Below are 20,395 nucleotides of genomic sequence, written 5' to 3'. Positions count from 1 at the left end.
TGCGGGCACCTCGAGATATGGCAGCGCGCAGAGAGGGCTACTCGATGGCGATGAGGACGTCGGGGTGCTCCTGGCCGCCGGCATGGACAGCGACCTCCACATCCTCGCCGACCACGTGCCCCCGGGCCCCCACCGCCGCGCTGGCGGCCAGGGCACCGACGTCGCGGCCGGCATTGCGGCCGGTGATGACGGTGAGCAGCTCATCGGAGGGCCGCAGCGCCGAGGCCACGGCGCGAGCCACGGCCTCACCGTCGGCCTGGGCTCCGTTGAGGGCGATGGTGCGCAACCCCGCGGCGGCGCTCCAGGCGCGGCGGGCCAGCTCGGCCAGCTCTGCCTCCTCGCCCCTGCCGGCAAGGGCCACCGCGGCGGCCAGGACCCGGGCCTCGTCGTCGGTGTCGCATACGAGGAGTTGAATGCCCTCGGCCTCATAACGCTCCGAGGACACCCCGGCGCGGGCTGTCTCTCGAGCGGCGCCCGTCTTGCGGGTGGTACCCACCGGAGGGCGGACGGTGGAGACGGCGGAGCGGGCCGCCAGGAAGCGGGCGGCGTCGTGGGCCGCCTCGGTGCAGGCGGCGTCACAGGGCAGCACGATGACCTGGGAGGACCCCAGGTCCGCTGCGGCACGGGCGATCCCCTCCCGGTCCGGGTTGAGGACGACGGCGGCGTCGGAGCGGGCGAGCTGCTCGATGAGCCCGGGAGCCCGGGTGCAGGCGATGACACCGACACCGGACTGCCGTGAGCGCACGGCCAGATGCGGGGCCTGCGCCGGTGCGGGACGGGGAGCGGCCGCCTGGGAGGGGTGCATGCGCACCGACTGCGCCTTGCGCTCGGCCCGGCGCGCAGCCAGACGCTCGAAGGAGACCACGTGCCCCGTGGGGTCGGAGTCGAACGCCTCCCACGGAGAGGGCGGCTCGTCCGTGGGGCTCACCAGGGCTGTGGGGTGGAGGTGGTGGATGCAGATCTGCCGGGCACGGCCCGCGTGCGGCAGTGCGGCACGCGGGGTGTCGGTGTGGACGTGGACCTGGTAGAGGCCCACCCCCAGGGCGTCCGGGGTGCCGACGACGCCCACGGAGTCGCCGATGCTCTCCAGATCCCGACGCAGCTGACCGGCCTGGACCGCGGTCGCCTCCAGCAGGTACATCACCTCGAACTCGCCGGTGGACATGCCCAAGGGCTCGGGACCGACGCTGTGCGGAACCCCGCCGGCGGCCAGATCGGTGAGCATCTGGCGGGCGACGGCGGTGTAGGGGGCGTGCTCGTCGGCGTCCTCGTGGCCCTGGCGCAGCTCTGGGGCCTCAGTCGCCCCGCGGCCGGCGTCCTGCATCGCGTCGATGGTGTCCGACAGACAGGTCAGCAGCAGCATGAAGGCCGCTCCCCCGGCATCCACCGGGCCGTGTCCGAGGCCGGAGGTCTCCACAACGGACTCCTGGGCGCCGAAGGCGGCGGCGGAGGCGATGAGGCTCAGGGTGGCGGGCGAGCTCGCCGTCGCCTCCTCCAGGGCGGAGCGGGCCGCCGTGGCCGCGTCCCGGGCGACTGACAGCAGGGTCCCCGAGACCGGGCGTGAGACCGCGGCCCAGGTGGTGTCCGCCATGGCCTCGTAGACGTGGACAAGCTCGACGGGACGCAGGCCGGTGGGGTCAGGGGCCTCGGCGCAGACGTCTGCGAAGGCGGCCAGGGCCTGGGAGATCAGAAGACCCGAGTTCCCTCGGGCTCCCCGGACGGCGCCGTCGGCTGCAGCGCGGGCCACCTGGGCGGCGTCAGCGGCCCGCCCCAGTCGGTGGAGGGCGTCGGAGGCCGAGCGCAGGGTGAGCAGGACGTTGGTTCCGGTATCCGCGTCCGGCACGGGGAAGACATTGAGGACATCCACCAGGTCCCGGGTCTGGTCGGCAACGATCTCCGCCAGCGCGATCCAGCGGCGTACTGCGGCCCCCTGCAGCACATGGGTCCCTGAGACAGGGGTAACGGGGCGATGTCCTTGAGACTGCGCCATCTTCGCCTCCCCTGGATCCTGGCTACGACCAGCACCATCTGTGTCACGCTGTGAACACCTTCTGTTCCATTGCATGATCTGCATATGTGCAGGCGTTCAGCGAGCCTGGTTCATGGCTGGGCCGAGCCTTTGGTTTGATATGTGGTTTCAGAGTACCGTCCCAGGCACATTCCTCCCACCGGAGCGAGGCGCACGGACAAGGACCGTGCTCTCAGCGACGCAGAGCCGAAAGGGCACTCAGGCCACCGGCACGCTGGTCAGGCCGCTACCACCACACCCACCTGAGACACACGTTCTTTGATCAGTGAGATACAACACACTATCGACTCACTCTACCCTTACTCCTCGGGTTCCATACAGAGCAGCATGTGCCCGAACGCACGCTAAGGCGGCTTGGGGCGCCGCACACGGGTCCGCTATTGTGTTCGGGTTGCCCGGCGCCCCGCGCCTGGGCGGTAAGACCTGGCGCCAGGCATCGGCCTGAGCGTTGAAGCATTGAAGATCAGGAGTGAGACCGTGGCTGCTGTGTGCGACGTTTGCGGCAAGGGCCCCATCTTCGGCAAGAGCGTCTCGCACTCCCACGTGCGGACCAACCGCCGGTGGAACCCCAACATCCAGCGTGTGCGTGCTCTCGTCAATGGCGCCCCCAAGCGCCTCAACGTGTGCACGTCCTGCCTCAAGGCCGGGAAGGTGACGCGCAACATCTGAGCGCATCATCTCGAGTCCTTCGAGCACGAGGCCGCCGCTGCGCAAGCAGTCGGCGGCCTTTGTCGTACCCCATGTCGTTCCCCGTGTCCTTCAACGGGTGACGCCCCGTCATGCGTGGGAGAAGTGGTCCCAGCCGGTATGCTCCCGCGCGGGTTCTCCTGCCAGCAGGACACCCGGTCGGTGCCCCAGTACCCGGGCCGGTGAGGACTGCGGACTCAGGACCCGGCCGATCACCCGGGCGCCGTCGGGCAGCTGGTCATGGGCGTGCGCCGGGACGGTGGCGAGCAGTCCGTGGTCCTCTCCCCCGGTGAGCAGCCAGCTGCGAGCCAGGGCGTGAGCGGCCGATCCGTCACAGCCGCTCACGAGCGCAGCCACCGGCTCGAGGAAGGACGCGTCCGGCAGGTCGCCAGGATCGTCGAGGTCGATGACGACGTCGCTGGCGCGGGCGATCCGACCGGCATCCCGCAGCAGCCCGTCGGAGACGTCCAGCATGGAGGTGGCGCCGGCCCGTGCCAGGTCGCGGCCCGCGGCCAGGGGCGGGGCGGGGGCGCGGAAGGCCTCGATGCAGGCCCACGCCTGTGGGTGCTCCTGGCCTGAATGAACCACGGCTCCCGAACCTGATGCGCAGTCAGAGCCCGCACTGAGCAGGGCGAGTCCCGCTGCGCTGCGCCCCAGGGTTCCGACGTGCACCACGGCGTCGCCGGGCCGGGCTCCGCTTCGCAGAACCGGGGCTCTGCCCTCGAGGTCGCCCAGGACCGTGACGGACACGATCAGCGAGTCACCGCCACTGAGGTCACCGCCCACGACGCCCGCCCCGCAGGGCTCACAGCCCTGGGCCAGTCCTCGGGCGAAGTCCCGTACCCAGCCGACCGGGGTGGACGCGGGCATGACCAGGCCGACGACCAGCGCGACGGGCCTGGCCCCCATGGCGGCGGCGTCGGCCAGGTTCTGGGCCGCGGCCCTAGCCCCGACGTCGCGGCCTGTGGACCACTGGGTGCGGAAGTGACGCCCCTCGACCAGGACGTCGGTGCTCACGGCCGTGCGCGAGTCTGGGAAGGACAGGACCGCGCAGTCGTCCCCCGTGCCGACGGGGGTCTGCGGGCCGCGGGGCAGGAGGGGGGTGATGACGGCGAGGAGCTCCTCCTCGCTGAGGTCACCGACCCGTGCGCCCTGCCCCGCTGCCTCTGCGCCGGCCGGGGCCGGCTCAGCGGTTGACATCGGTGGAGCGGGCCACGGCCAGCTCAATGAGCTCGGAGACCAGCTCGGTGTAGCCCAGGCCGGAGACCTGCCACATGTAGGGGTACATGGAGAAGGGGGTGAATCCGGGCATCGTGTTGATCTCGTTGACGACTGCCTCACCAGCATCGGTGAGGAAGAAGTCGACCCGGGCCAGTCCCTCGCAGCCGAGCGCCTCGAAGGCCCGGGCGGCGGTGTCCATGAGGAGATCGCGCGCCTCGGGGCTGATGCGCGCCGGGCACACCATGGCCACGGCGTCGTGGGCCAGGTACTTGGTCTCGTAGTCGTAGAACTCGCCTGCGCCCTGGGAGGCGTCCATGGCGATCTCGCCGGGCTCGGCCACCCGGGGGGCGTCGTCGCCGCGGCCCTGAAGGACGGCGACCTCGACCTCGCGTCCCACGATGCCGCTCTCCACGAGGACCTTGGGGTCGACCGCGCGGGCCGCCTCGATGGCCCCGGCCAGGTCCTCGGGGCGGTCGACCTTGCTGATGCCCAGGGAGGAGCCGGCGCGGGCGGGCTTGACGAACAGGGGGTAGGTCAGGGACCGGCAGGCCTCCAGGATCGCCTCGGGGTCGCGCTTCCAGGCATGGGGGCCGACGACGACGTGCGGCGCCGTGGCGATGCCCGCGGCCCCCAGGAGCACCTTGGTGACCTGCTTGTCCATGCCCGCGGCACTGGCCAGCACCCCGCAGCCGACGTAGGGAATGCCCATCATCTCCAGCATGCCCTGGATGGTCCCGTCCTCGCCGTAGGGCCCGTGCAGCAGCGGCAAGACGACATCGACCCGCCCCAGGATCTCAGGCCCCGTGGGGCCGAGCACCGTGAGCTCGCCGCCTCCCAGGGGTGCGGTGAGTCTCCCCCGTCCCAGGCCCTCGGCGGTGATGGTCACCGGGGGGCGGTTGTCGCTGAGCTCGAGGGCGGCCGGATCGTCCTCGACGAGCAGCCACTGGCCCTCGGGGGTGATGCCCACCGGAAGGACCTCGTAGCGGTCGCGGTCGATGGCTGACAGGACACCGGCGGCGGTGGCGCAGGAGATCGTGTGCTCACCGCTGCGTCCGCCGAAGACGACGGCAACACGCACGGTGGACTTGTCAGAACTGGGCACGGAGGGGCCGGTTTCCTGGAGGGCTGTCATAGGTCCCACGCTACCGCGCTGCGCCCGACATACTGATAATGCACAACGAACCCGGGATAAAGCAGGCCTCCACACCCCTGGGAGGCTAGGCCTGCGACGGTGCCGCGTGCACGCCCTCGGACTTGCGGGGACGAGCCAATAGCGCGTCAGTGACCTGCGCAACGCTGGCGGCGCCCTCGACGACGGTGACGACCCCGGCGGTGATGGGCATGTCCACGCCGTGGGCCCGGGCCAGGTCCAGGACGGCGCGGGCCGACTTGGCGCCCTCGGCCACGCCTCGGGAGGCCGCAGCGGCCTCGGCCACGCTCATCCCCTCGCCGAGGTGGCGGCCGAAGGTCTGGTTGCGGCTCAAGGGCGAGGAGCAGGTGGCCACCAGGTCCCCCATGCCGGCCAGCCCGGAGAAGGTCTCCGGGCGAGCCCCGAGCTTGAGGCCCAGCCGGGTGATCTCCACCAGGCCCCGGGTGATGATCGTGGCCTTGGAGTTGTCCCCCAGGCCCCGGCCCGCGGCCGCGCCGACGGCCAGGGCGATGACGTTCTTGACCGCCCCGCACAGCTCGACGCCCAGGACGTCGGTGTTGGTGTAGGGACGGAAGGTGCCGGTGGCGCACAGTGAGGCGATCCGGGCGGCGACCTGCTCGTCGTCGGCGGCCACGACGGTGGCGGTGGGCTGGCCCGCAGCGATCTCGTCGGCGAGGTTGGGGCCGGAGACGACCACAACGCGGGAGGAGTCGATGCCCAGGGCCTCAGCCAGGACCTCGCTCATGCGCAGCCCGGTACCCAGCTCGATGCCCTTCATGAGGGAGACGGCCACGGCGTCGTCGGCCAGGGCGCCCCTGAGGGGCTCCAGGACCCTCCGGGCCTCCTGGGAGGGCACGGCCACGACGACGATGCTCGCCCCCGTGACGGCCTGGGCCAGGTCGGTGGTCGCATTCAGGCCCTGCGGCAGGCGGTGACCGGGGACGTAGCGCTCGTTGGTGCCGGCATTGATCTCCTCGGCCACCTCCCGGCGTCGGGCCCAGATCGTCGTGGGCGTACCGGCCTGGGCCAGGAGGCTGGCGAAGGTGGTGCCCCAGGCTCCTGAACCGATGACGGCCGCGGCCGGGCGCAGCGGCGCACTCGATGCGGGTTCGACGCCGTTCACTGCCCCTCCTCCCGAGTGTCGGCCTCAGGCAACGGGTCGGGGCGGCGCACGCCGATCTTCCCCTTACCGGGGTCGCCGTCGTAGTGCATGTCGAAGGGACGGGGGGCCTTCTCCCCGCGGAGCTCCTCCACCAGGGAGGTGATGGCACGCATGATCTCGGCGGTGCAGGCGCGCACGGCCTCGCGGTCCTGGGTGTCCTGCCCGAAGTGGGACAGGTCCATGAGCTCACCGATGGTGACGCGCACGTCCTTGCGGGGGAAGGGGTGGAAGGAACGCCCGTAAGTGTCCAGGATCTCGTGGGCCCCCCACTGCCCCATGGGCAGGACGGGGGCGCCACTGGTCATGGCCAGCCGGGCCGCCCCGGTCTTGGCCACCATCGGCCACTTGAGGGGGTCGCGGGAGAGCGTGCCCTCGGGGAAGATCATGATGGCGCCGCCGTCGGCCAGGACCTCACTGGCGGCCTTGAGGGCCGTGGCCGCGTTCTGGGTGCCCCGCTGGACCGGGATCTGGCCGCCGGCCCGCAGGATGGAGCCGAGCACCGGTACCTTGAACAGGGTGGACTTGGCCAGCGAGTAGACGGGGACATCGGCATCGACCAGGGCTCGCATGGCCGTGAGCGAGTCGAGGTCGGTCAGGTGGTTGGCCACGGCGATGAAGCCGCCCTCGCGGGGGATGTTCTCCAGACCGCTCACTGTCTGCCGGGAGACCATCTTGAGGAACGGGATGATCGCCCCGCGCGCGGCGAAGCGGTAGAACGGGGTCATGGGGCGTGTTGCAGGCACGGGTGAACTCTATCGGCTTCAGCGCTCTGAACGCGGCCGTCCGAGCCGGGCCCGCGGCCCGCACGGGTGCCCCGGCCTCGCGAGCCCACGGGCTGGGGCCGGCCCGCCTCAGGCCAGGCGGGTGACGGCGGCGTTGAGGGACTCCAACTTGGACATGAAGTGCTCGTAGCCGCGGTCGATGAGGTTGACGCCCTCGACCCGGCTGGTGCCCTCGGCGGTCAGGGCCGCGATGAGGTGAGAGAAGCCGCCGCGCAGGTCGGGCACGACGATGTCGGCACCGGTCAGCGGAGTGGGCCCGGAGATGACCGCGGAGTGGTAGAAGTTGCGCTGGCCGAAGCGGCACTCGGTACCGCCCAGGCACTCGCGGTAGACCTGGATGGTGGCCCCCATCTTGCACAGGGCACCGGTGAAGCCGAAGCGGTTCTCGTAGACGGTCTCGTGGACGATGGACAGGCCCTGGGCCTGGGTGAGCGCCACGACGAGGGGCTGCTGCCAGTCGGTCATGAAGCCGGGGTGGACGTTGGTCTCCACCACGATCGACTTCAGGTCACCGCCGGGGTGGTAGAAGCGGATGCCCTCATCGGTGACGTCGAAGGCGCCCCCCACCTTGCGGAAGGTGTTGAGGAAGGTGGTCATGTGGCTCTGGTGGGCTCCACGCACGAACACGTCCCCGCGAGTGGCCAGGGCGGCCGAGGCCCAGGAGGCGGCCTCAATGCGGTCCGGCAGGGCCGAGTGGGTGTAGCCGCACAGCTCGTCGACGCCCTCGACGTGGATGGTGCGGTCGGTGTCCACCGAGATGATGGCGCCCATCTTCTGCAGGACGTCGACCAGGTCCATGATCTCGGGCTCGACGGCGGCATTGCGCAGCTCGGTCAGTCCGTGCGCGCGCACAGCGGTGAGCAGGGTCTGCTCGGTGGCTCCGACCGAGGGGTAGGGAAGCTCGATGACGGTTCCCTTGAGACCGTGTGGCGCGGTGAGCCGGATGCCCTGGGCCTGCTTGTCGACCGCGGCGCCGAACTGGCGCAGGATCTCCAGGTGGAAGTCGATGGGGCGGTCACCGATACGGCACCCGCCCAGGTCGGGGATGAAGGCCTCCCCCAGGCGGTGCAGGAGCGGACCGCAGAAGAGGATCGGGATGCGCGAGGAGCCGGCGTGCGCGTCAATGTCGGCCATGTGGGCCGACTCGACCTTGGACGGGTCCAGCTGGAGGATGCCTTCGCGCTGGTCGTAGTCGATGCTCACTCCATGCAGGCTCAGCAGCCCCGAGACCACGTCGACGTCACGAATGAGCGGGACGTTGCGCAGCACTGAGGGAGTCGACCCCAGCAGCGCCGCCACCATCGCCTTGGGAACCAGGTTCTTGGCTCCGCGGACGGTGATCTCACCAGTCAGCGGGCGACCACCCTCGACCTGGAGCAGACCGTCGACCATGCACACCTCCATGCGTCATCTGGGCGTGCCGCGCGCGTGAGCCGCTCACCCATCCCCGCGCAGGCGCGCGAGGCCATCCCAGCATAAGCGCACCGAAGGGGCTCCCAGGACCTTTTTCAGGGCCGTATCAGGTGGCCTTCGACTCACAGAAAGTGCCGATTAATCCCACCTGAGACCGTGCCAATACCGATGAAACTCGCAGGACGAGCTTGTCCGCACTCCCGTTGCCGGCTCTCCCGGTTCCACTCAGGGCCGGGGCATATCCGCGGCCCGCGCCGAGACGACCTCCTGGGCCGGCAGGTGCTTGGCCGGCAGGGTGCGCGGCTTGAAGGCCGGACGGGCCTCCTCGTAGGCGCGGATGGCGTCCTCCTGGGTGAGGGTCAGGGAGATGTCGTCGAGCCCCTCCATGAGAATCCAGCGGACGTAGTCATCGATGGAGAAGGCACACCGGAAGGAACCGGCCTCGACCGTGCGGTTCTCCAGGTCCACCGTCACCTCGGTGCCCGGCTCAGTCTCGAGGATCTTCCACAGCTGCTCGCAGTCCTCCTGGGAGACCACGCCGGCCACCAGTCCCTGCTTGCCGGCGTTGCCGCGGAAGATGTCGGCGAAGCGGGGGGCCAGGACGACCTTGAAGCCGTAGTCCTTGAGCGCCCACACGGCATGCTCCCGCGAGGAGCCCGTGCCGAAGTCGGGACCGGCGACGAGCACCGAGGCCCGCTTGTAGGCCTCCTGGTTGAGGATGAAGTCGGGCTCACCGGCCCGCCAGGAGGCGAACAGGGCATCGTCGAAGCCCGTGCGGGTGATGCGCTTGAGATACACCGCCGGGATGATCTGGTCGGTGTCGACGGCGCTGCGCCGCAACGGGGCGCCGATGCCGGTGTGTCGGATGAACTTGTCCACGGTCGTTGAGCTCCTTGCCTCTACTCGGCCCCTACCGGGCCTGTCCTCGCCTGTATGCCTTCATCTCCTGCGCGCCGGCCCCTACTGGACGGTTGCCTCAGGCGCAGCGGAGACCGGCGCAATCGCCGGGACCGTCGGGATATCACCCGAGTCCTGCGTGGCCTCGGGACGCGGCGGCAGGTCTCCCGGGGCCGACAGCGCCCCTCGCACGGCGGTGGCCGCGGCGACGACGGGCGAGACGAGGTGGGTTCGCCCACCCTTTCCTTGACGCCCCTCGAAGTTGCGGTTGGAGGTGGAGGCCGCACGCTCCCCGGAGGAGAGCTTGTCGGGGTTCATGGCCAGGCACATGGAGCAACCGGCGTTGCGCCACTCGGCACCGAAGCTCGTGAAGACCCGGTCCAGGCCCTCGGCCTCGGCCTGCAGACGCACTCGGGCCGAGGCCGGCACCACGAGCATGCGCAGCCCCTCGGCCTTCTTGCGCCCGCGCACCACCTCGGCGGCGGCCCGCAGGTCCTCGATACGGCCGTTGGTGCACGAGCCGATGAAGACGGTGTCGACCTTGATGTCGCGCAGAGGCGTTCCCGGAACGAGGTCCATGTACTCCAGGGCCCGTTCGGCGGCCAGCCGCTCGGTGGCGTCGGCGATGTCCTCGGGGTCGGGGACCCGGGCGGACAGCGGCAGGCCCTGTCCGGGATTGGTTCCCCAGGTGACGAAGGGCTCGATGTCCTCGGCCTGCAGCACCACCTCGGTGTCGAAGACGGCGTCGGGATCGGTGCGCAGGCTGGACCAGTACTCCACGGCGGCGTCCCAGTCCTCGCCGACGGGGGCGTGAGGACGGCCCTTGAGGTAGTCGAAGGTGGTCTGATCCGGGGCGATCATGCCGGCGCGGGCCCCACCCTCGATGCTCATGTTGCAGATCGTCATCCGGGCCTCCATCGAGAGCTGCTCGATGGCCCGCCCGCGGTACTCAATGACGTGCCCCTGGGCGCCGTTGGTGCCGATCTTGGCGATGATGGCCAGGATGATGTCCTTGGCCCCGCTGCCCGAGGGCAGGTCCCCGTCAATGGTGACGCTCATCGTCTTGAAGGGGGCGATGGGCAGGGTCTGGGTGGCCAGGACGTGCTCGACCTGGGAGGTACCGATACCGAAGGCGAGGGCCCCGAAGGCGCCGTGAGTGGAGGTGTGGGAGTCGCCGCAGACCACGGTCATGCCGGGCTGGGTCAGGCCCAGCTGCGGACCGACGGCGTGGACGATCCCCTGGTCGGCGTCCCCCAGGGAGTGCAGCCGCACCCCGAACTCGGCGCAGTTGGCACGCAGGGTCTCGATCTGAGCGCGGCTGGTGACGTCGGCGATCGGCAGGTCGATGTCCACAGTGGGGGTGTTGTGGTCCTCGGTGGCGATCGTCAGGTCGGGACGACGCACCGGGCGTCCGGCCAGTCGCAGCCCCTCGAAGGCCTGGGGGCTGGTGACCTCGTGGACCAGGTGAAGGTCGATGTACAGCAGGTCGGGGGCGCCATCGCTACCCTTGGACACCACATGATCGCGCCAGACCTTCTCGGCGAGAGTCATTCCCATCGACTTCATCCTCTCAGCAACAGTGTTCCCGATCCGCCCGCACTCAGCAGCGCCCGACGACGCCACTGACTCGCGCAGACCGCACGAGGCGGCCGCGCCGCATCCGAGGCCATAGCCTTGGCCTGAAGGATGCTGACACTGCGCCGCTTCCCTGGCGGACCCTAACTTGAAATCTCATACCTTGAAATGCCAGTATCAGATTATGGACAGCCCCTCAGAGAACTCCCCGGAGAACGACAGCAGCGGCGTCGGCGTCATCGACAAGGCGGCCCTCGTGATGAGCGCACTGGAGTCGGGGCCGGCGACCCTGGCCCAGCTCGTGTCCACCACGCACCTGGCCCGCCCCACGGCTCACCGCATCGCGGTCGCCCTGGAGTTCCACCGCCTGGTCACCCGCGACTCCCAGGGACGCTTCATTCTGGGCCCCAGGCTCACCGAGCTGGCCAGCGCCGCAGGAGAGGACCATCTCCTGTCCGCCGCCGGGCCGGTGCTGGCGGCTCTGCGCGACAAGACCCACGAGTCGGCGCAGCTCTACCGCCGCCAGGGGGACGTGCGCATCTGCGTGGCCAATGCCGAGCGCCCGATCGGGCTGCGTGACTCCATTCCCGTGGGCGCCACCATGTCCATGCAGGGCGGCTCGGCGGCCCAGGTGCTTCTCGCCTGGGAGGAGCCCGACCGCCTGCACCGGGGCCTGGTAGGAGCCCGCTTCACCGCCACCATGCTCTCAGCGGTCCGACGTCGGGGGTGGGCTCAGTCAGTTGGGGAGCGCGAGCCCGGGGTCGCCTCCGTCTCGGCGCCGGTACGCGGTCCCGGAGGCAAGGTCGTGGCCGCGATCTCGATCTCAGGACCCATCGAGCGGATGGGGCGTCAGCCCGGCCGGGTTCACGGACACGTGGTCATGGCCGCGGCGCGTCGGCTCTCCGAGGTGCTCACCGACACCAGTACCGTCTGACGGAGGTCGCACCTCATTCCCACCCTCGCGGCGACTGCGGCACCCCACCGCCCCTCAGGCCCTCAGGCACCGACCAGGGCGATGGCGCGCCGGTAGGCCTCGACGTTCATCTGTGCCACGGCGCCCCATTCGGCCAAGGGGGCGACCTCGTAGTTGTGGGTCTTGATGCGCTCGAGCAGCTCGTCGTCCCCCAGGAGAGTGGCGAGCTCGCGGCCCAGATCGGCGTCGTCGTCAGCGAGGAGGCCATCGACGCCGTCGGTGATGAAGTCGCGCACCCCGCTGGAGCGCATAGCGACGACGGCCAGCCCCGCACTGCGGGCCTCCAGGGTGGAGATGCCGAAGGACTCGGCGGGCGAGGTCTGCAGGTAGATGTCTGCACGTGTGAAGGCCTGGGCGAGCTCAGTGCGCTCGACGCGCCCCACGAGCTCGATGCGGTCGGCCAGGCCGGACTCGGCGACCTCCCGGGTGAGTCGCTCACGCAGCGGGCCGTCCCCGTAGATCTTGAGGATCGCATCGGTGCCGGGGGTGCTCCTGACCGCCTGAGCGAAGGCGCGCACGACCTGCAGGGGGCGCTTACGCTCGACCCACCGCAGGGAGGCCACGACCGTGACCGGCCGGTGAGGCCGTCGTTCCTGGGGGCCGGGGCGCTCCAGGTGCCAGTCCTCGACGGTGATGCCATTGGGTAGAACGGTGACGGGGTCGCCAGCACCGGCGCGGCGGACCTGGGCGGCGAGCATGGAGGACACGGCCGTCAGGTCGGCGCCGCCGCGCTGCCACAGGCGCACGGGGCTGACGGGCCCCAATGCTCCGGACACGCGCGCCCAGGGTCCCAGGACGCAGTGGAAGGTGACGGCCAGCGGGAGCCGCGCTCGTCGGGCGGCGGCGATGCCGGACCAGGCGAAGGGCGAGACGACGCCGACGTGGGCGTGAACGACGTCGGGGCGCAGGCGGGACAGGAGGTCGTCGAGCTCGCGGCCGGCTCGAGGATGAACGGGCAGCTCACTGGGCAGATGCGCGGTGGTGCGGTAGACGGGGAAACCATCGACCCTTTCGACGCTGCGGCCACGACCGTCACCGACCGGCGTGGCGGTGACGACGGCGGGCTCGTGGCCGGCCAGCTTCAGGTTGCGGGCGAGATCCCGCACCTGAGTCTCGATGCCGCCCAGCCTGGGCGCATAGCAGTCGGAGACGATGAGGACGCGCATGGCTTCAAGTCTGCCACGTCCTTCTTCGGCGCAAGCCCCTGACAGGTACCTCACGCCTCGCAGACTCTCGTCGGCAGACGAGGTCAGCAGGTCGCCTCGGCGCTGCGCAGTTCGGCGATGGCCTTCTCGAAGTCCTCCAGGGAGTCGAAGGAGGAGTAGACCGAGGCGAAGCGCAGGTAGGCGATCTGATCCAGCTCACGCAGGGGGCCCAGGATCGCCAGCCCGACGTCGTGGGAGTCGACGAGCGCCTGGCCTCCGGCGCGGATGGCCTCCTCAACCTGGTGCGCCAGGAGCGCGAGCTGATCGTCGGACACGGGGCGCCCCTGGCAGGCGCGCCTGACCCCGACCACGACCTTGTCCCGGCGGAAGGGCTCGACGACGCCGGAGCGCTTGCGGACCGACAGGCTGGCGGTCTCCAATGTGGTGAATCGACGCCCGCACTGCTGACACTCACGACGACGACGGATGGAGGTGCCGTCCTCAGCGGTCCGGGAGTCGACAACGCGCGAGCCGTCATGACGGCAGAAGGGGCAGTGCACGCCTACAACCTCCGAACTCACTGGACTACGTGTCAGTCCATCGGAGAGTAAACGCCCGGCGGGCCGCCCCGCAAGCCCGCCTCAAGGTGCGATCCGTGCACGAGTTCTCACGCCGCAGGGATCTCCAGCGTCTGCCCGGCACGGATGGTCGTTCCCTTCAGGTCGTTGAGCTCGGCGATCCGGGCCACCATCCCCGGGACGTCCGCGGTCCCGCTCGCCTCGGCGATGTCCCACAGGGACTGACCGGGACGAACCACCGTGGTGGTGGTATCCGCCTGCACCTGCGCAACCGCCGTAGCGGGGCCCGCCCAGGCCATGCCCGCCAGGGCCCCGATGGCCAGTCCGCTGCATGCGAGCACGAGGGCCGCGGCGACGACCGCAAGACCGCCACGAAGAAGCCGCAGTCCACCTGGGGAGCGCACCTCCGTCTCCACCGCCTCCCGCGGGCGGGACGGGACGGGCTCCCCCTTGCCGGGACGCTGAGCGGCGCCGCCTCTCCGACCCTCCTCCTGCAGGGCGCTACGTCGCAGCCCAGCGGCACGCACCGCCGGGTGCTGCGGGGCCAGCCTCTCCAGCTCCGAGCGACGACCCCGCAGTGCAGCAGGCGCCGCGGGGCGACGCATTGGCAGCGCTGCCGGCAGCGCCGGGACACGAGCGGATGCGACCCCGGGGCGCTGCGCGCCCTCGACACTACGCCCCACAGGAGCCTCGGGGACGAAGTCGTCAGTGACCAGCCTCAACCGAGGCCGACGGGAGGACTGCCCGCCGGCCCGGCCACTGGCCGGCCCGGCGACGGGCTCATCACTCCGAGCCCGAGAAGCCTGACGGGACGGGAGCGGGATGGCGATGGCACTCACGGCAACCTCCTGAACACATGTTCGACGAACGTTTGTTCGATACATTAGCGCCTGAGAGGCAACACGTCCAGCATGTCTTCGAACATGTGTTTGAATCGTGGTCGCGTCGCCGGTAGGCTGGTCATGTCCAAGACGATCACGGACCACCGACATCTATTCCGCGCCCTTGACGCCCCCGGGCCTGAGGGCCGTCCGGCAGGGAGGGCCAGGACTATGAGCACCACAGCACGCCAGGGCGACTCATCGACCCCGATGCCGCACGCCGGAGCCGGCGGTGCTGAGCAGATCAGCGCAGCAGCGGTCACGGAGGTCATCAACGACCTCGACAAGCGCGCCCGCGCAGTCTATGAGGCCGTCCGCGCGGCCATCGCCACCCACGGCTACCCGCCCTCACTGCGTGAGATCGGCGAGCAGGTGGGCCTGACCAGCCCCTCCTCCGTCAAGCACCAGCTGGACAAGCTCGAGCGCCTGGGCCTGGTGCGCCGAGACCCGAATCGGCCTCGGGCGATGGAGGTCGTCTGCGCCGACAGCGCACCGAGCGGCCGCGCGGCCACCCCCGGCAGCGCTCACGTTACCTCACTCGACTCCCCCAGCGTCCCCGGCGTCGAGGACGGGGAGGCGGTCGCCGTTCCGCTGGTGGGACGCATCGCCGCCGGGGCCCCGATCCTGGCGGAGCAGGAGGTCACCGATGTCATGGCCCTGCCCCGCCGCCTGACCGGCGAGGGCGAGCTCTTCATGCTGGAGGTGCACGGGGACTCGATGATCGAGGCCGCCATCTGTGACGGTGACTGGGTGGTGGTGCGCTCCCAGCCCGACGCGGCCAACGGCGAGATCGTGGCGGCCATGATCGAGGACGTCGACGGCGCCTCGGCCACAGTCAAGGTGCTCTCGCGACGCGACGGCCACCAGTGGCTGCTCCCCCGCAACTCCAGCTACGCCCCGATCGACGGAGACCAGGCCACGATCATGGGCAAGGTGGTGACGGTGCTGCGCGCCCTGTAGGCACGCCAGGCCCGCATGACGGAAGGACCGCCCCGTTGACCGGGGCGGTCCTTCCGTGTTTCAGACCGGTGGCTCAGTAGCCCAGGCCGCGTGCGACCTCGCGCAGGTGGTCGGCGGAGGCGGTCAGACGCTCCTTCTCCTCGGGGGTCAGGGGCAGCTCGAGGCGGCGCCCGGCGCCCTCACGTCCCACGATCGTGGGGACGGCCATGCACACGTCGGAGATGCCGTGCCAGTTGTCCAGCAGCGGGGAGATGGTGAGCACCCGCTGCTCGTCGTTGAGGACGGCGCCGATGATGCGCTGCACGGCCAGGCCGACGGCGTAGTTGGTGGCGCCCTTGCCCTCGATGATGCGGTAGGCGGAGCGGACCACGTCGTGGGCGATGCGCTCACGCTTGGACTCGTCGAACACGCCGCCGTCGAGGGTGGTGCCCCACTGGGTGATCGGCACACCGCCGATCTCGGTGGAGGACCACAGGGGCACCTCGGAGTCGCCGTGCTCGCCGGCGATGTAGCCGTGGATGTTCTGGACGGCCGTGCCGGTCTCCAGGGAGATGAGGTACCGCATCCGGGCGGTGTCCAGCACCGTGCCGGAGCCGAAGACCTGGTTCTCGGGCAGACCGGTGATCTTCTTGGCGCAGTAGGTGACCACGTCCACCGGGTTGGCCACGAGGACGAAGATGGCGTTGGGAGCGACCTCGACCAGCTTGGGGAGGATCTTCTCCATGATGCCGACGGTGGCGCCGGCCAGCTCGAGGCGGGACTGGCCGGGCTTCTGCTTGGCGCCGGCGGTGATGGCGATGACGTCCGCGTCGCGGCAGATCTCGGGGTCGTCGGAGCCGGAGACGGAGCCGGCGGAGGTGAACTGGATTCCCTGGGCGATGTCGAGGGCCTCGGCCTCGACCTTCTCCTTGACGATGTCCTGCAGCACGACCTCGCGGGCAACGCCCTTGGTCACGCAGGCGTAGGCGAGGGTGGAGCCGACGGCCCCGGCACCGATGACAGCGACTTTGGAGGGGCGGCCGGAACGGTTGGTGGGGTAGGAGCCTTCAGCGGTAGTGGTGATGTGGTCTGACACGTTCTTCTCCTCAATGGGATCTGCTGGGCAGGACCGCAGGGGCGCGAGCACCCGCTCGCGCCAAGCCTACGTGCATATCCTCCCGAGGGGCACATACCCAAAGGCCCAGCCGACGGGTTCACTCCTCCCCCGGGGCATCGGAACGGAGAGCAAGACGCCTCAGAGCGGCACGGACCACATCGGGCTTCGTCGTCGGCCACAGGGCGGGCATGGAGCGGGTGAGAAATCCCCCGTAGCGCGCCGTGCGCAGACGCGAGTCCAGGACGGCGACGACGCCGCGGTCCTGGCTGCGGCGGATGAGACGCCCCGCCCCCTGGGCCAGGAGCAGGGCCGCGTGGGTGGCCGACACGCTCATGAAGCCATTGCCGCCGGAGGCCACGACGGCGTCGGTGCGGGCCTGGGCGACCGGGTCGTCGGGCCGGGGGAAGGGGATGCGGTCGATGACGACGAGGCGGCAGGTGCGCCCGGGCACGTCCACGCCCTGCCACAGCGAGAGGGTGCCCACCAGGCAGGCCGCCTCGTCCTCGGCGAAGGCCCGCACCAGGGTGGGCAGCTGGTCGTCGCCCTGGGCGTAGACGGGCAGGTCGGTGGCTCCGCGCAGCACCTCGGCGGCCTCCTGGGCGGCGCGCCGGGAGGAGAACAGGCCCAGCATGCCGCCTTCGGAGGCCTCGACCAGGGCGAGCATCTCATCCAGGGCCGCCTCGGAGATGCCGGAGCCGGGGCGGGGCAGGTGGGCGGCCACATAGAGGATGCCCTGACGGGGGTAGTCGAAGGGGGAGCCGACGTCGAGGCCTCTCCAGGGCTGCTCGGCCAGGGTCAGACCCAGGGAGCGGGCCATGGGATCGAAGCTGTCCCCCAGGGCGAGGGTCGCCGACGTCATGACGCTGGCGCGGCCGTTGAGCAGGTGGCCGGCCACCGATCCGGCGACCTCGATGGGGGCCAGGAGGAGGCGCGGGGGCTCGGCGCCCATGCGGGGACGCTCGATCCAGGCCACGTCGCGTCCCTGGGCCACCAAGTCCGAGGTCATGCGGTCCAGGGCGTCGACCAGGTCCGCGACAGCGGTGCGGGCGACCGCCAGGCCCCCGGCGGCCTCGCTGGAGCGGTCGCGCCCCAGGGCGCGGGCCTGGTCGCGCACGTCGGAGGCGACCTGGCGGGCGGCGCCGTCCAGGAGCACGAGCGCGTCGTGCAGGGCGGTGGGCAGGGGCGCCTCCAGGCGGCCGTCGGGCAACTCGGCCAGCGCGAGCTGGAGGGTCTGGCCCGCGGACTCCAGCTCGCTGACCAGCACGGAGGCGTGCTTGCGGGCGGTGGCGGCGGTGCGCGCCACGGCGGCCGCCGACAGGGCGATGGTGCCCTGGGAGCGGATGCGGTCGGCCAGCTCGTGGGCCTCGTCGACGATGAGGACCTGGTGGTCGGGCAGGACCCCGGGGTTGCCGGCCACGACCACGCCGAGCATGGCGTGGTTGGTCACCACGAGATCGGCCCGGGAGGCGGCGGCGCGCGCCAGCTCGGGGAAGCACTCGGACTTCAGGGGGCAGGACTGTCCCAGGCACTCGGCCCGGGAGACGGAGACCTGGGCCCATGCGCGCTGGGAGACGCCGGGGACAAGATCGTCGCGGTCACCGGTGTCCGTCCTGGCCGCCCACTCGCGCAGGCGGACCACCTGCTCGCCCAGGCTCGCGTCGCTCCCGTGCCCGGCGGCCGGCTGGGCGATGGCGTCCCCGACGCCGAAGAGCGCGGCCTCGTCCTCCTCCGGCGGGTAGCCGCCGTCCAGGCGGTGGCGGCACAGGTAGTTCTGCCACCCCTTGAGCAGGGCCACCTCGGGGCGGGTGCCGGTGACCTGCTCGACGGCGTCGGCGGCCAGGGGCGCGTCCTTGGTGAGGATCTGCCGTTGCAGGGCCAGGGTGGCGGTGGAGACCACGACCCGGGCACCGGCCTGCACGGCATGGACCATGGCGGGCACCAGGTAGCCCAATGACTTCCCCGTCCCAGTGCCGGCCTGCACCAGGAGGTGGGTGCCGTCGGCCAGGGTCTGGGCGGCCTCCCGGGCCATGGTGGTCTGCCCCTGGCGGGGGCTGCCGCCCATGGTGCGCACCGCGGTATCCAGGACGTCCAGGACCCTGCGGTCGCCGGCGCCGTCAGTGTCAGGCCGGTCCGTGCGGCTCGGCTCGCTCGGGGTCACGGCGCCTCTCAGTCGACGGTGACGCCTGCGGAGGCGCCCTCGATCTCGGCCGCCAGGGCGGCACCGACGCGCGCGACGACGTGAGTGCCCGCCTCGACGTAGTCGACTGTGTCGATCTCGCCCTCGGCGTGGACCCGGGAGACGAGGTCCCCACGGGAGTAGGGCACCACGACGTCGATGCTCACCTGCGGGTGGGGCAGCATCTGCTCGATGCGGGCGCGCAGCTCCTCGATCCCCTGCCCGGTGCGGGCCGAGACCGCGACCGCCCTGGGCAGGCCGGTGCGCAGCGCAGCCAGGGTGACGGCGTCGGCGAGGTCGGTCTTGTTCAGGACGATGAGCTCGGGCACGTCCAGGGCGCCGGGGATCTCAGACAGGACGGTGCGCACGGCGGCCACCTGGCTGAGGGGGTCGGGGTGGGCGGCGTCGACGACGTGCAGCACGAGGTCGGCCCCGGCGACCTCCTCCAGGGTGGAGCGGAAGGCCTCAATGAGCTCGTGGGGCAGGTTGCGCACGAAACCGACGGTGTCGGTGAGGGTGTAGGTGCGTCCTTCGGAGGTCTCGGCCCGCCGGACGGTGGGGTCGAGGGTGGCGAACAGGGCGTCCTCAACCATGATGCCGGCCTCGGTGAGGCGGTTCATGAGGGAGGACTTGCCGGCGTTGGTGTAGCCGGCGATCGCCACCGAGGGGATGGCCCCGCGTCGGCGCGAGCCCCGTTTCGTTTCGCGTGAGGGCGCCATGGCTTGGATCTCGCGGCGCAGGCGGGCCATGCGCTGGCGGATGCGGCGCCGGTCGAGCTCGATCTTGGTCTCTCCGGGGCCGCGCGAGCCGATGCCCTGACCGGCGGCCACGCGGCCTCCGGCCTGTCGGGACATGGACTCGCCCCATCCGCGCAGACGCGGCAGGAGGTACTCGAGCTGGGCGAGCTCGACCTGGGCCTTGCCCTCGCGGGACTTGGCGTGCTGGGCGAAGATGTCCAGGATGAGGGCGGTACGGTCGACGACCTTGACGCCGACGACGTCCTCCAGGGCTCGGCGCTGGGAGGGGGCGAGCTCGCCGTCGACGATCACCGTGTCGGCGCCGGCCGCGGCCACGACGTCAGCCAGCTCACGCGCCTTGCCGCTGCCCAGGTAGGTGGCGGGATCGGGGTGGTCGCGCTTCTGGATGAGGGCGTCGAGGACCTCGCTGCCGGCGGTCTGGGCCAGGGCGGCCAGCTCTCGCAGGGAGGTGTCGGCGTCCTGGGTGTCGCGCACCTGGCCGCTGCCGCCCGGTGCGCCAGTGGCCGGGCCGTGGGGCCGGGGCAGCTCCAGGCCGACCAGGACGACCTTCTCCAGGCGGACCTGGCGGTACTCGACCTCGCTGACGTCCTCCAGCTCGGTGGACAGTCCGGCCACACGGCGGCGGGCGGCGCGGGCCTCCCGCTCCAGGGCGCCGTCGTCGAGGCCGTCCGCGTAGCCACCGGCGTGCTCGTGCTGGGCGGCGGTGGAGGCCAGGGCGGTTCCGGTCCGGGAGAGGACCCGGGCCACAACGTCATGGACGTCGTGAACGTCACGACCCTCGTGGACGTCGCGGTTGTCGCGGAGGTCTGCCGCATCCTCGGGGGTGGAAGGGGTGCTGGGGGTCGTGGAGTGGTGATGGGTCACAAATTGTCCTTCGTCGTATGCCTGCGCCCCTCCGATGGGGCGCGATGG

At 71.0% G+C, this 20,395-nt stretch carries 17 protein-coding genes; 3 read left to right on the top strand and 14 right to left on the bottom strand.

Annotated features, from left to right (window positions below; translation table 11 throughout):
- Nucleotides 1–37: 37 nt before the first annotated feature.
- Nucleotides 38–1,990, bottom strand: a complete 1,953-nt coding sequence (locus HMPREF3165_RS08550; RefSeq protein WP_070512478.1) for a DAK2 domain-containing protein — start codon at nt 1,988–1,990, stop codon at nt 38–40.
- Between the two features lie 516 nt (nt 1,991–2,506).
- Here HMPREF3165_RS08550 and rpmB point away from each other — a divergent pair.
- A complete protein-coding gene (rpmB, locus tag HMPREF3165_RS08545; RefSeq protein WP_003785965.1) occupies nt 2,507–2,698 on the top strand; it encodes a 50S ribosomal protein L28 in 192 nt (63 codons plus the stop codon).
- 108 nt (nt 2,699–2,806) lie between these two features.
- Here rpmB and HMPREF3165_RS08540 read toward each other — a convergent pair whose 3' ends face one another.
- The 7 genes from HMPREF3165_RS08540 to leuC all read right to left on the bottom strand — a co-directional run bounded on the left by HMPREF3165_RS08540 (nt 2,807) and on the right by leuC (nt 10,898).
- Complete coding sequence (locus tag HMPREF3165_RS08540; protein WP_070512475.1) at nt 2,807–3,916, bottom strand: thiamine-phosphate kinase; 1,110 nt, start codon at nt 3,914–3,916, stop codon at nt 2,807–2,809.
- Nucleotides 3,903–5,069: a D-alanine--D-alanine ligase family protein gene (locus tag HMPREF3165_RS08535; RefSeq protein ID WP_070512473.1), complete on the bottom strand. Its 1,167-nt coding sequence runs from the start codon at nt 5,067–5,069 to the stop codon at nt 3,903–3,905. The genes HMPREF3165_RS08540 and HMPREF3165_RS08535 overlap by 14 nt, the downstream gene beginning before the upstream one ends.
- Nucleotides 5,070–5,154: 85 nt before the next feature.
- A complete protein-coding gene (locus HMPREF3165_RS08530) occupies nt 5,155–6,210 on the bottom strand; it encodes an NAD(P)H-dependent glycerol-3-phosphate dehydrogenase (protein ID WP_070512470.1) in 1,056 nt (351 codons plus the stop codon).
- Nucleotides 6,207–6,974 (bottom strand): lysophospholipid acyltransferase family protein, encoded by a 768-nt coding sequence (locus HMPREF3165_RS08525; protein ID WP_070512468.1) that lies wholly within the window; start codon nt 6,972–6,974, stop codon nt 6,207–6,209. Before HMPREF3165_RS08525 ends, HMPREF3165_RS08530 begins: the two co-directional genes overlap by 4 nt.
- Before the next feature lie 126 nt (nt 6,975–7,100).
- Nucleotides 7,101–8,423, bottom strand: coding sequence for a UDP-N-acetylglucosamine 1-carboxyvinyltransferase (murA, locus tag HMPREF3165_RS08520; RefSeq protein WP_009747258.1), 1,323 nt, complete (start codon nt 8,421–8,423; stop codon nt 7,101–7,103).
- Between the two features lie 246 nt (nt 8,424–8,669).
- The gene (leuD, locus tag HMPREF3165_RS08515) at nt 8,670–9,323 is read right to left on the bottom strand and encodes a 3-isopropylmalate dehydratase small subunit (protein WP_004565201.1); all 654 of its coding nucleotides are present in this window, start codon (nt 9,321–9,323) and stop codon (nt 8,670–8,672) included.
- Nucleotides 9,324–9,404: 81 nt separating this feature from the next.
- Nucleotides 9,405–10,898, bottom strand: coding sequence for a 3-isopropylmalate dehydratase large subunit (leuC, locus tag HMPREF3165_RS08510; RefSeq protein ID WP_009405579.1), 1,494 nt, complete (start codon nt 10,896–10,898; stop codon nt 9,405–9,407).
- Between the two features lie 202 nt (nt 10,899–11,100).
- Between leuC and HMPREF3165_RS08505 the strand changes: the two genes are divergently transcribed.
- Nucleotides 11,101–11,850 (top strand): IclR family transcriptional regulator, encoded by a 750-nt coding sequence (locus tag HMPREF3165_RS08505; RefSeq protein ID WP_004565203.1) that lies wholly within the window; start codon nt 11,101–11,103, stop codon nt 11,848–11,850.
- Between the two features lie 62 nt (nt 11,851–11,912).
- Here the strand turns inward: HMPREF3165_RS08505 and HMPREF3165_RS08500 are convergent, their stop codons facing one another.
- The 3 genes from HMPREF3165_RS08500 to HMPREF3165_RS08490 all read right to left on the bottom strand — a co-directional run bounded on the left by HMPREF3165_RS08500 (nt 11,913) and on the right by HMPREF3165_RS08490 (nt 14,451).
- Entirely contained in the window at nt 11,913–13,055 is a 1,143-nt protein-coding gene (locus HMPREF3165_RS08500) for a glycosyltransferase (protein ID WP_070512465.1), read from the bottom strand.
- A gap of 83 nt (nt 13,056–13,138) precedes the next feature.
- The gene (gene nrdR / locus HMPREF3165_RS08495) at nt 13,139–13,594 is read right to left on the bottom strand and encodes a transcriptional regulator NrdR (RefSeq protein ID WP_020991593.1); all 456 of its coding nucleotides are present in this window, start codon (nt 13,592–13,594) and stop codon (nt 13,139–13,141) included.
- A 107-nt stretch (nt 13,595–13,701) separates the two neighbouring features.
- Complete coding sequence (locus HMPREF3165_RS08490) at nt 13,702–14,451, bottom strand: LysM peptidoglycan-binding domain-containing protein (RefSeq protein WP_070512463.1); 750 nt, start codon at nt 14,449–14,451, stop codon at nt 13,702–13,704.
- A gap of 213 nt (nt 14,452–14,664) precedes the next feature.
- Here HMPREF3165_RS08490 and lexA point away from each other — a divergent pair, with 213 nt between their 5' ends.
- Nucleotides 14,665–15,453, top strand: a complete 789-nt coding sequence (gene lexA / locus HMPREF3165_RS08485; protein ID WP_020991594.1) for a transcriptional repressor LexA — start codon at nt 14,665–14,667, stop codon at nt 15,451–15,453.
- 73 nt (nt 15,454–15,526) lie between these two features.
- Here lexA and HMPREF3165_RS08480 read toward each other — a convergent pair whose 3' ends face one another.
- The 3 genes from HMPREF3165_RS08480 to hflX all read right to left on the bottom strand — a co-directional run bounded on the left by HMPREF3165_RS08480 (nt 15,527) and on the right by hflX (nt 20,347).
- Complete coding sequence (locus tag HMPREF3165_RS08480) at nt 15,527–16,528, bottom strand: L-lactate dehydrogenase (RefSeq protein WP_004565208.1); 1,002 nt, start codon at nt 16,526–16,528, stop codon at nt 15,527–15,529.
- A 118-nt stretch (nt 16,529–16,646) separates the two neighbouring features.
- Complete coding sequence (locus tag HMPREF3165_RS08475) at nt 16,647–18,707, bottom strand: ATP-dependent DNA helicase (protein ID WP_070512458.1); 2,061 nt, start codon at nt 18,705–18,707, stop codon at nt 16,647–16,649.
- Between the two features lie 8 nt (nt 18,708–18,715).
- Complete coding sequence (gene hflX / locus HMPREF3165_RS08470) at nt 18,716–20,347, bottom strand: GTPase HflX (protein WP_070512455.1); 1,632 nt, start codon at nt 20,345–20,347, stop codon at nt 18,716–18,718.
- Nucleotides 20,348–20,395 lie beyond the last annotated feature (48 nt).

Source organism: Actinomyces sp. HMSC08A09 (genome assembly GCF_001807465.1).
GTDB lineage: Bacteria > Actinomycetota > Actinomycetes > Actinomycetales > Actinomycetaceae > Actinomyces > Actinomyces oris.
The sequence above is the reverse complement of the archived record's forward strand: the minus strand, read 5'-3'. Positions and strand labels throughout refer to the sequence as shown.

Coding starts and splice junctions, on each gene's coding strand:
- HMPREF3165_RS08550 (WP_070512478.1), bottom strand. CDS start 1,990: ATGGCGCAGTCTCAAGGACATCGCCCCGTTACCCCTGTCTCAGGGACC.
- HMPREF3165_RS08540 (WP_070512475.1), bottom strand. CDS start 3,916: ATGTCAACCGCTGAGCCGGCCCCGGCCGGCGCAGAGGCAGCGGGGCAG.
- HMPREF3165_RS08535 (WP_070512473.1), bottom strand. CDS start 5,069: ATGACAGCCCTCCAGGAAACCGGCCCCTCCGTGCCCAGTTCTGACAAG.
- HMPREF3165_RS08525 (WP_070512468.1), bottom strand. CDS start 6,974: ATGACCCCGTTCTACCGCTTCGCCGCGCGCGGGGCGATCATCCCGTTC.
- murA (WP_009747258.1), bottom strand. CDS start 8,423: ATGGTCGACGGTCTGCTCCAGGTCGAGGGTGGTCGCCCGCTGACTGGT.
- leuC (WP_009405579.1), bottom strand. CDS start 10,898: ATGGGAATGACTCTCGCCGAGAAGGTCTGGCGCGATCATGTGGTGTCC.
- HMPREF3165_RS08505 (WP_004565203.1), top strand. CDS start 11,101: ATGGACAGCCCCTCAGAGAACTCCCCGGAGAACGACAGCAGCGGCGTC.
- HMPREF3165_RS08500 (WP_070512465.1), bottom strand. CDS start 13,055: ATGCGCGTCCTCATCGTCTCCGACTGCTATGCGCCCAGGCTGGGCGGC.
- lexA (WP_020991594.1), top strand. CDS start 14,665: ATGAGCACCACAGCACGCCAGGGCGACTCATCGACCCCGATGCCGCAC.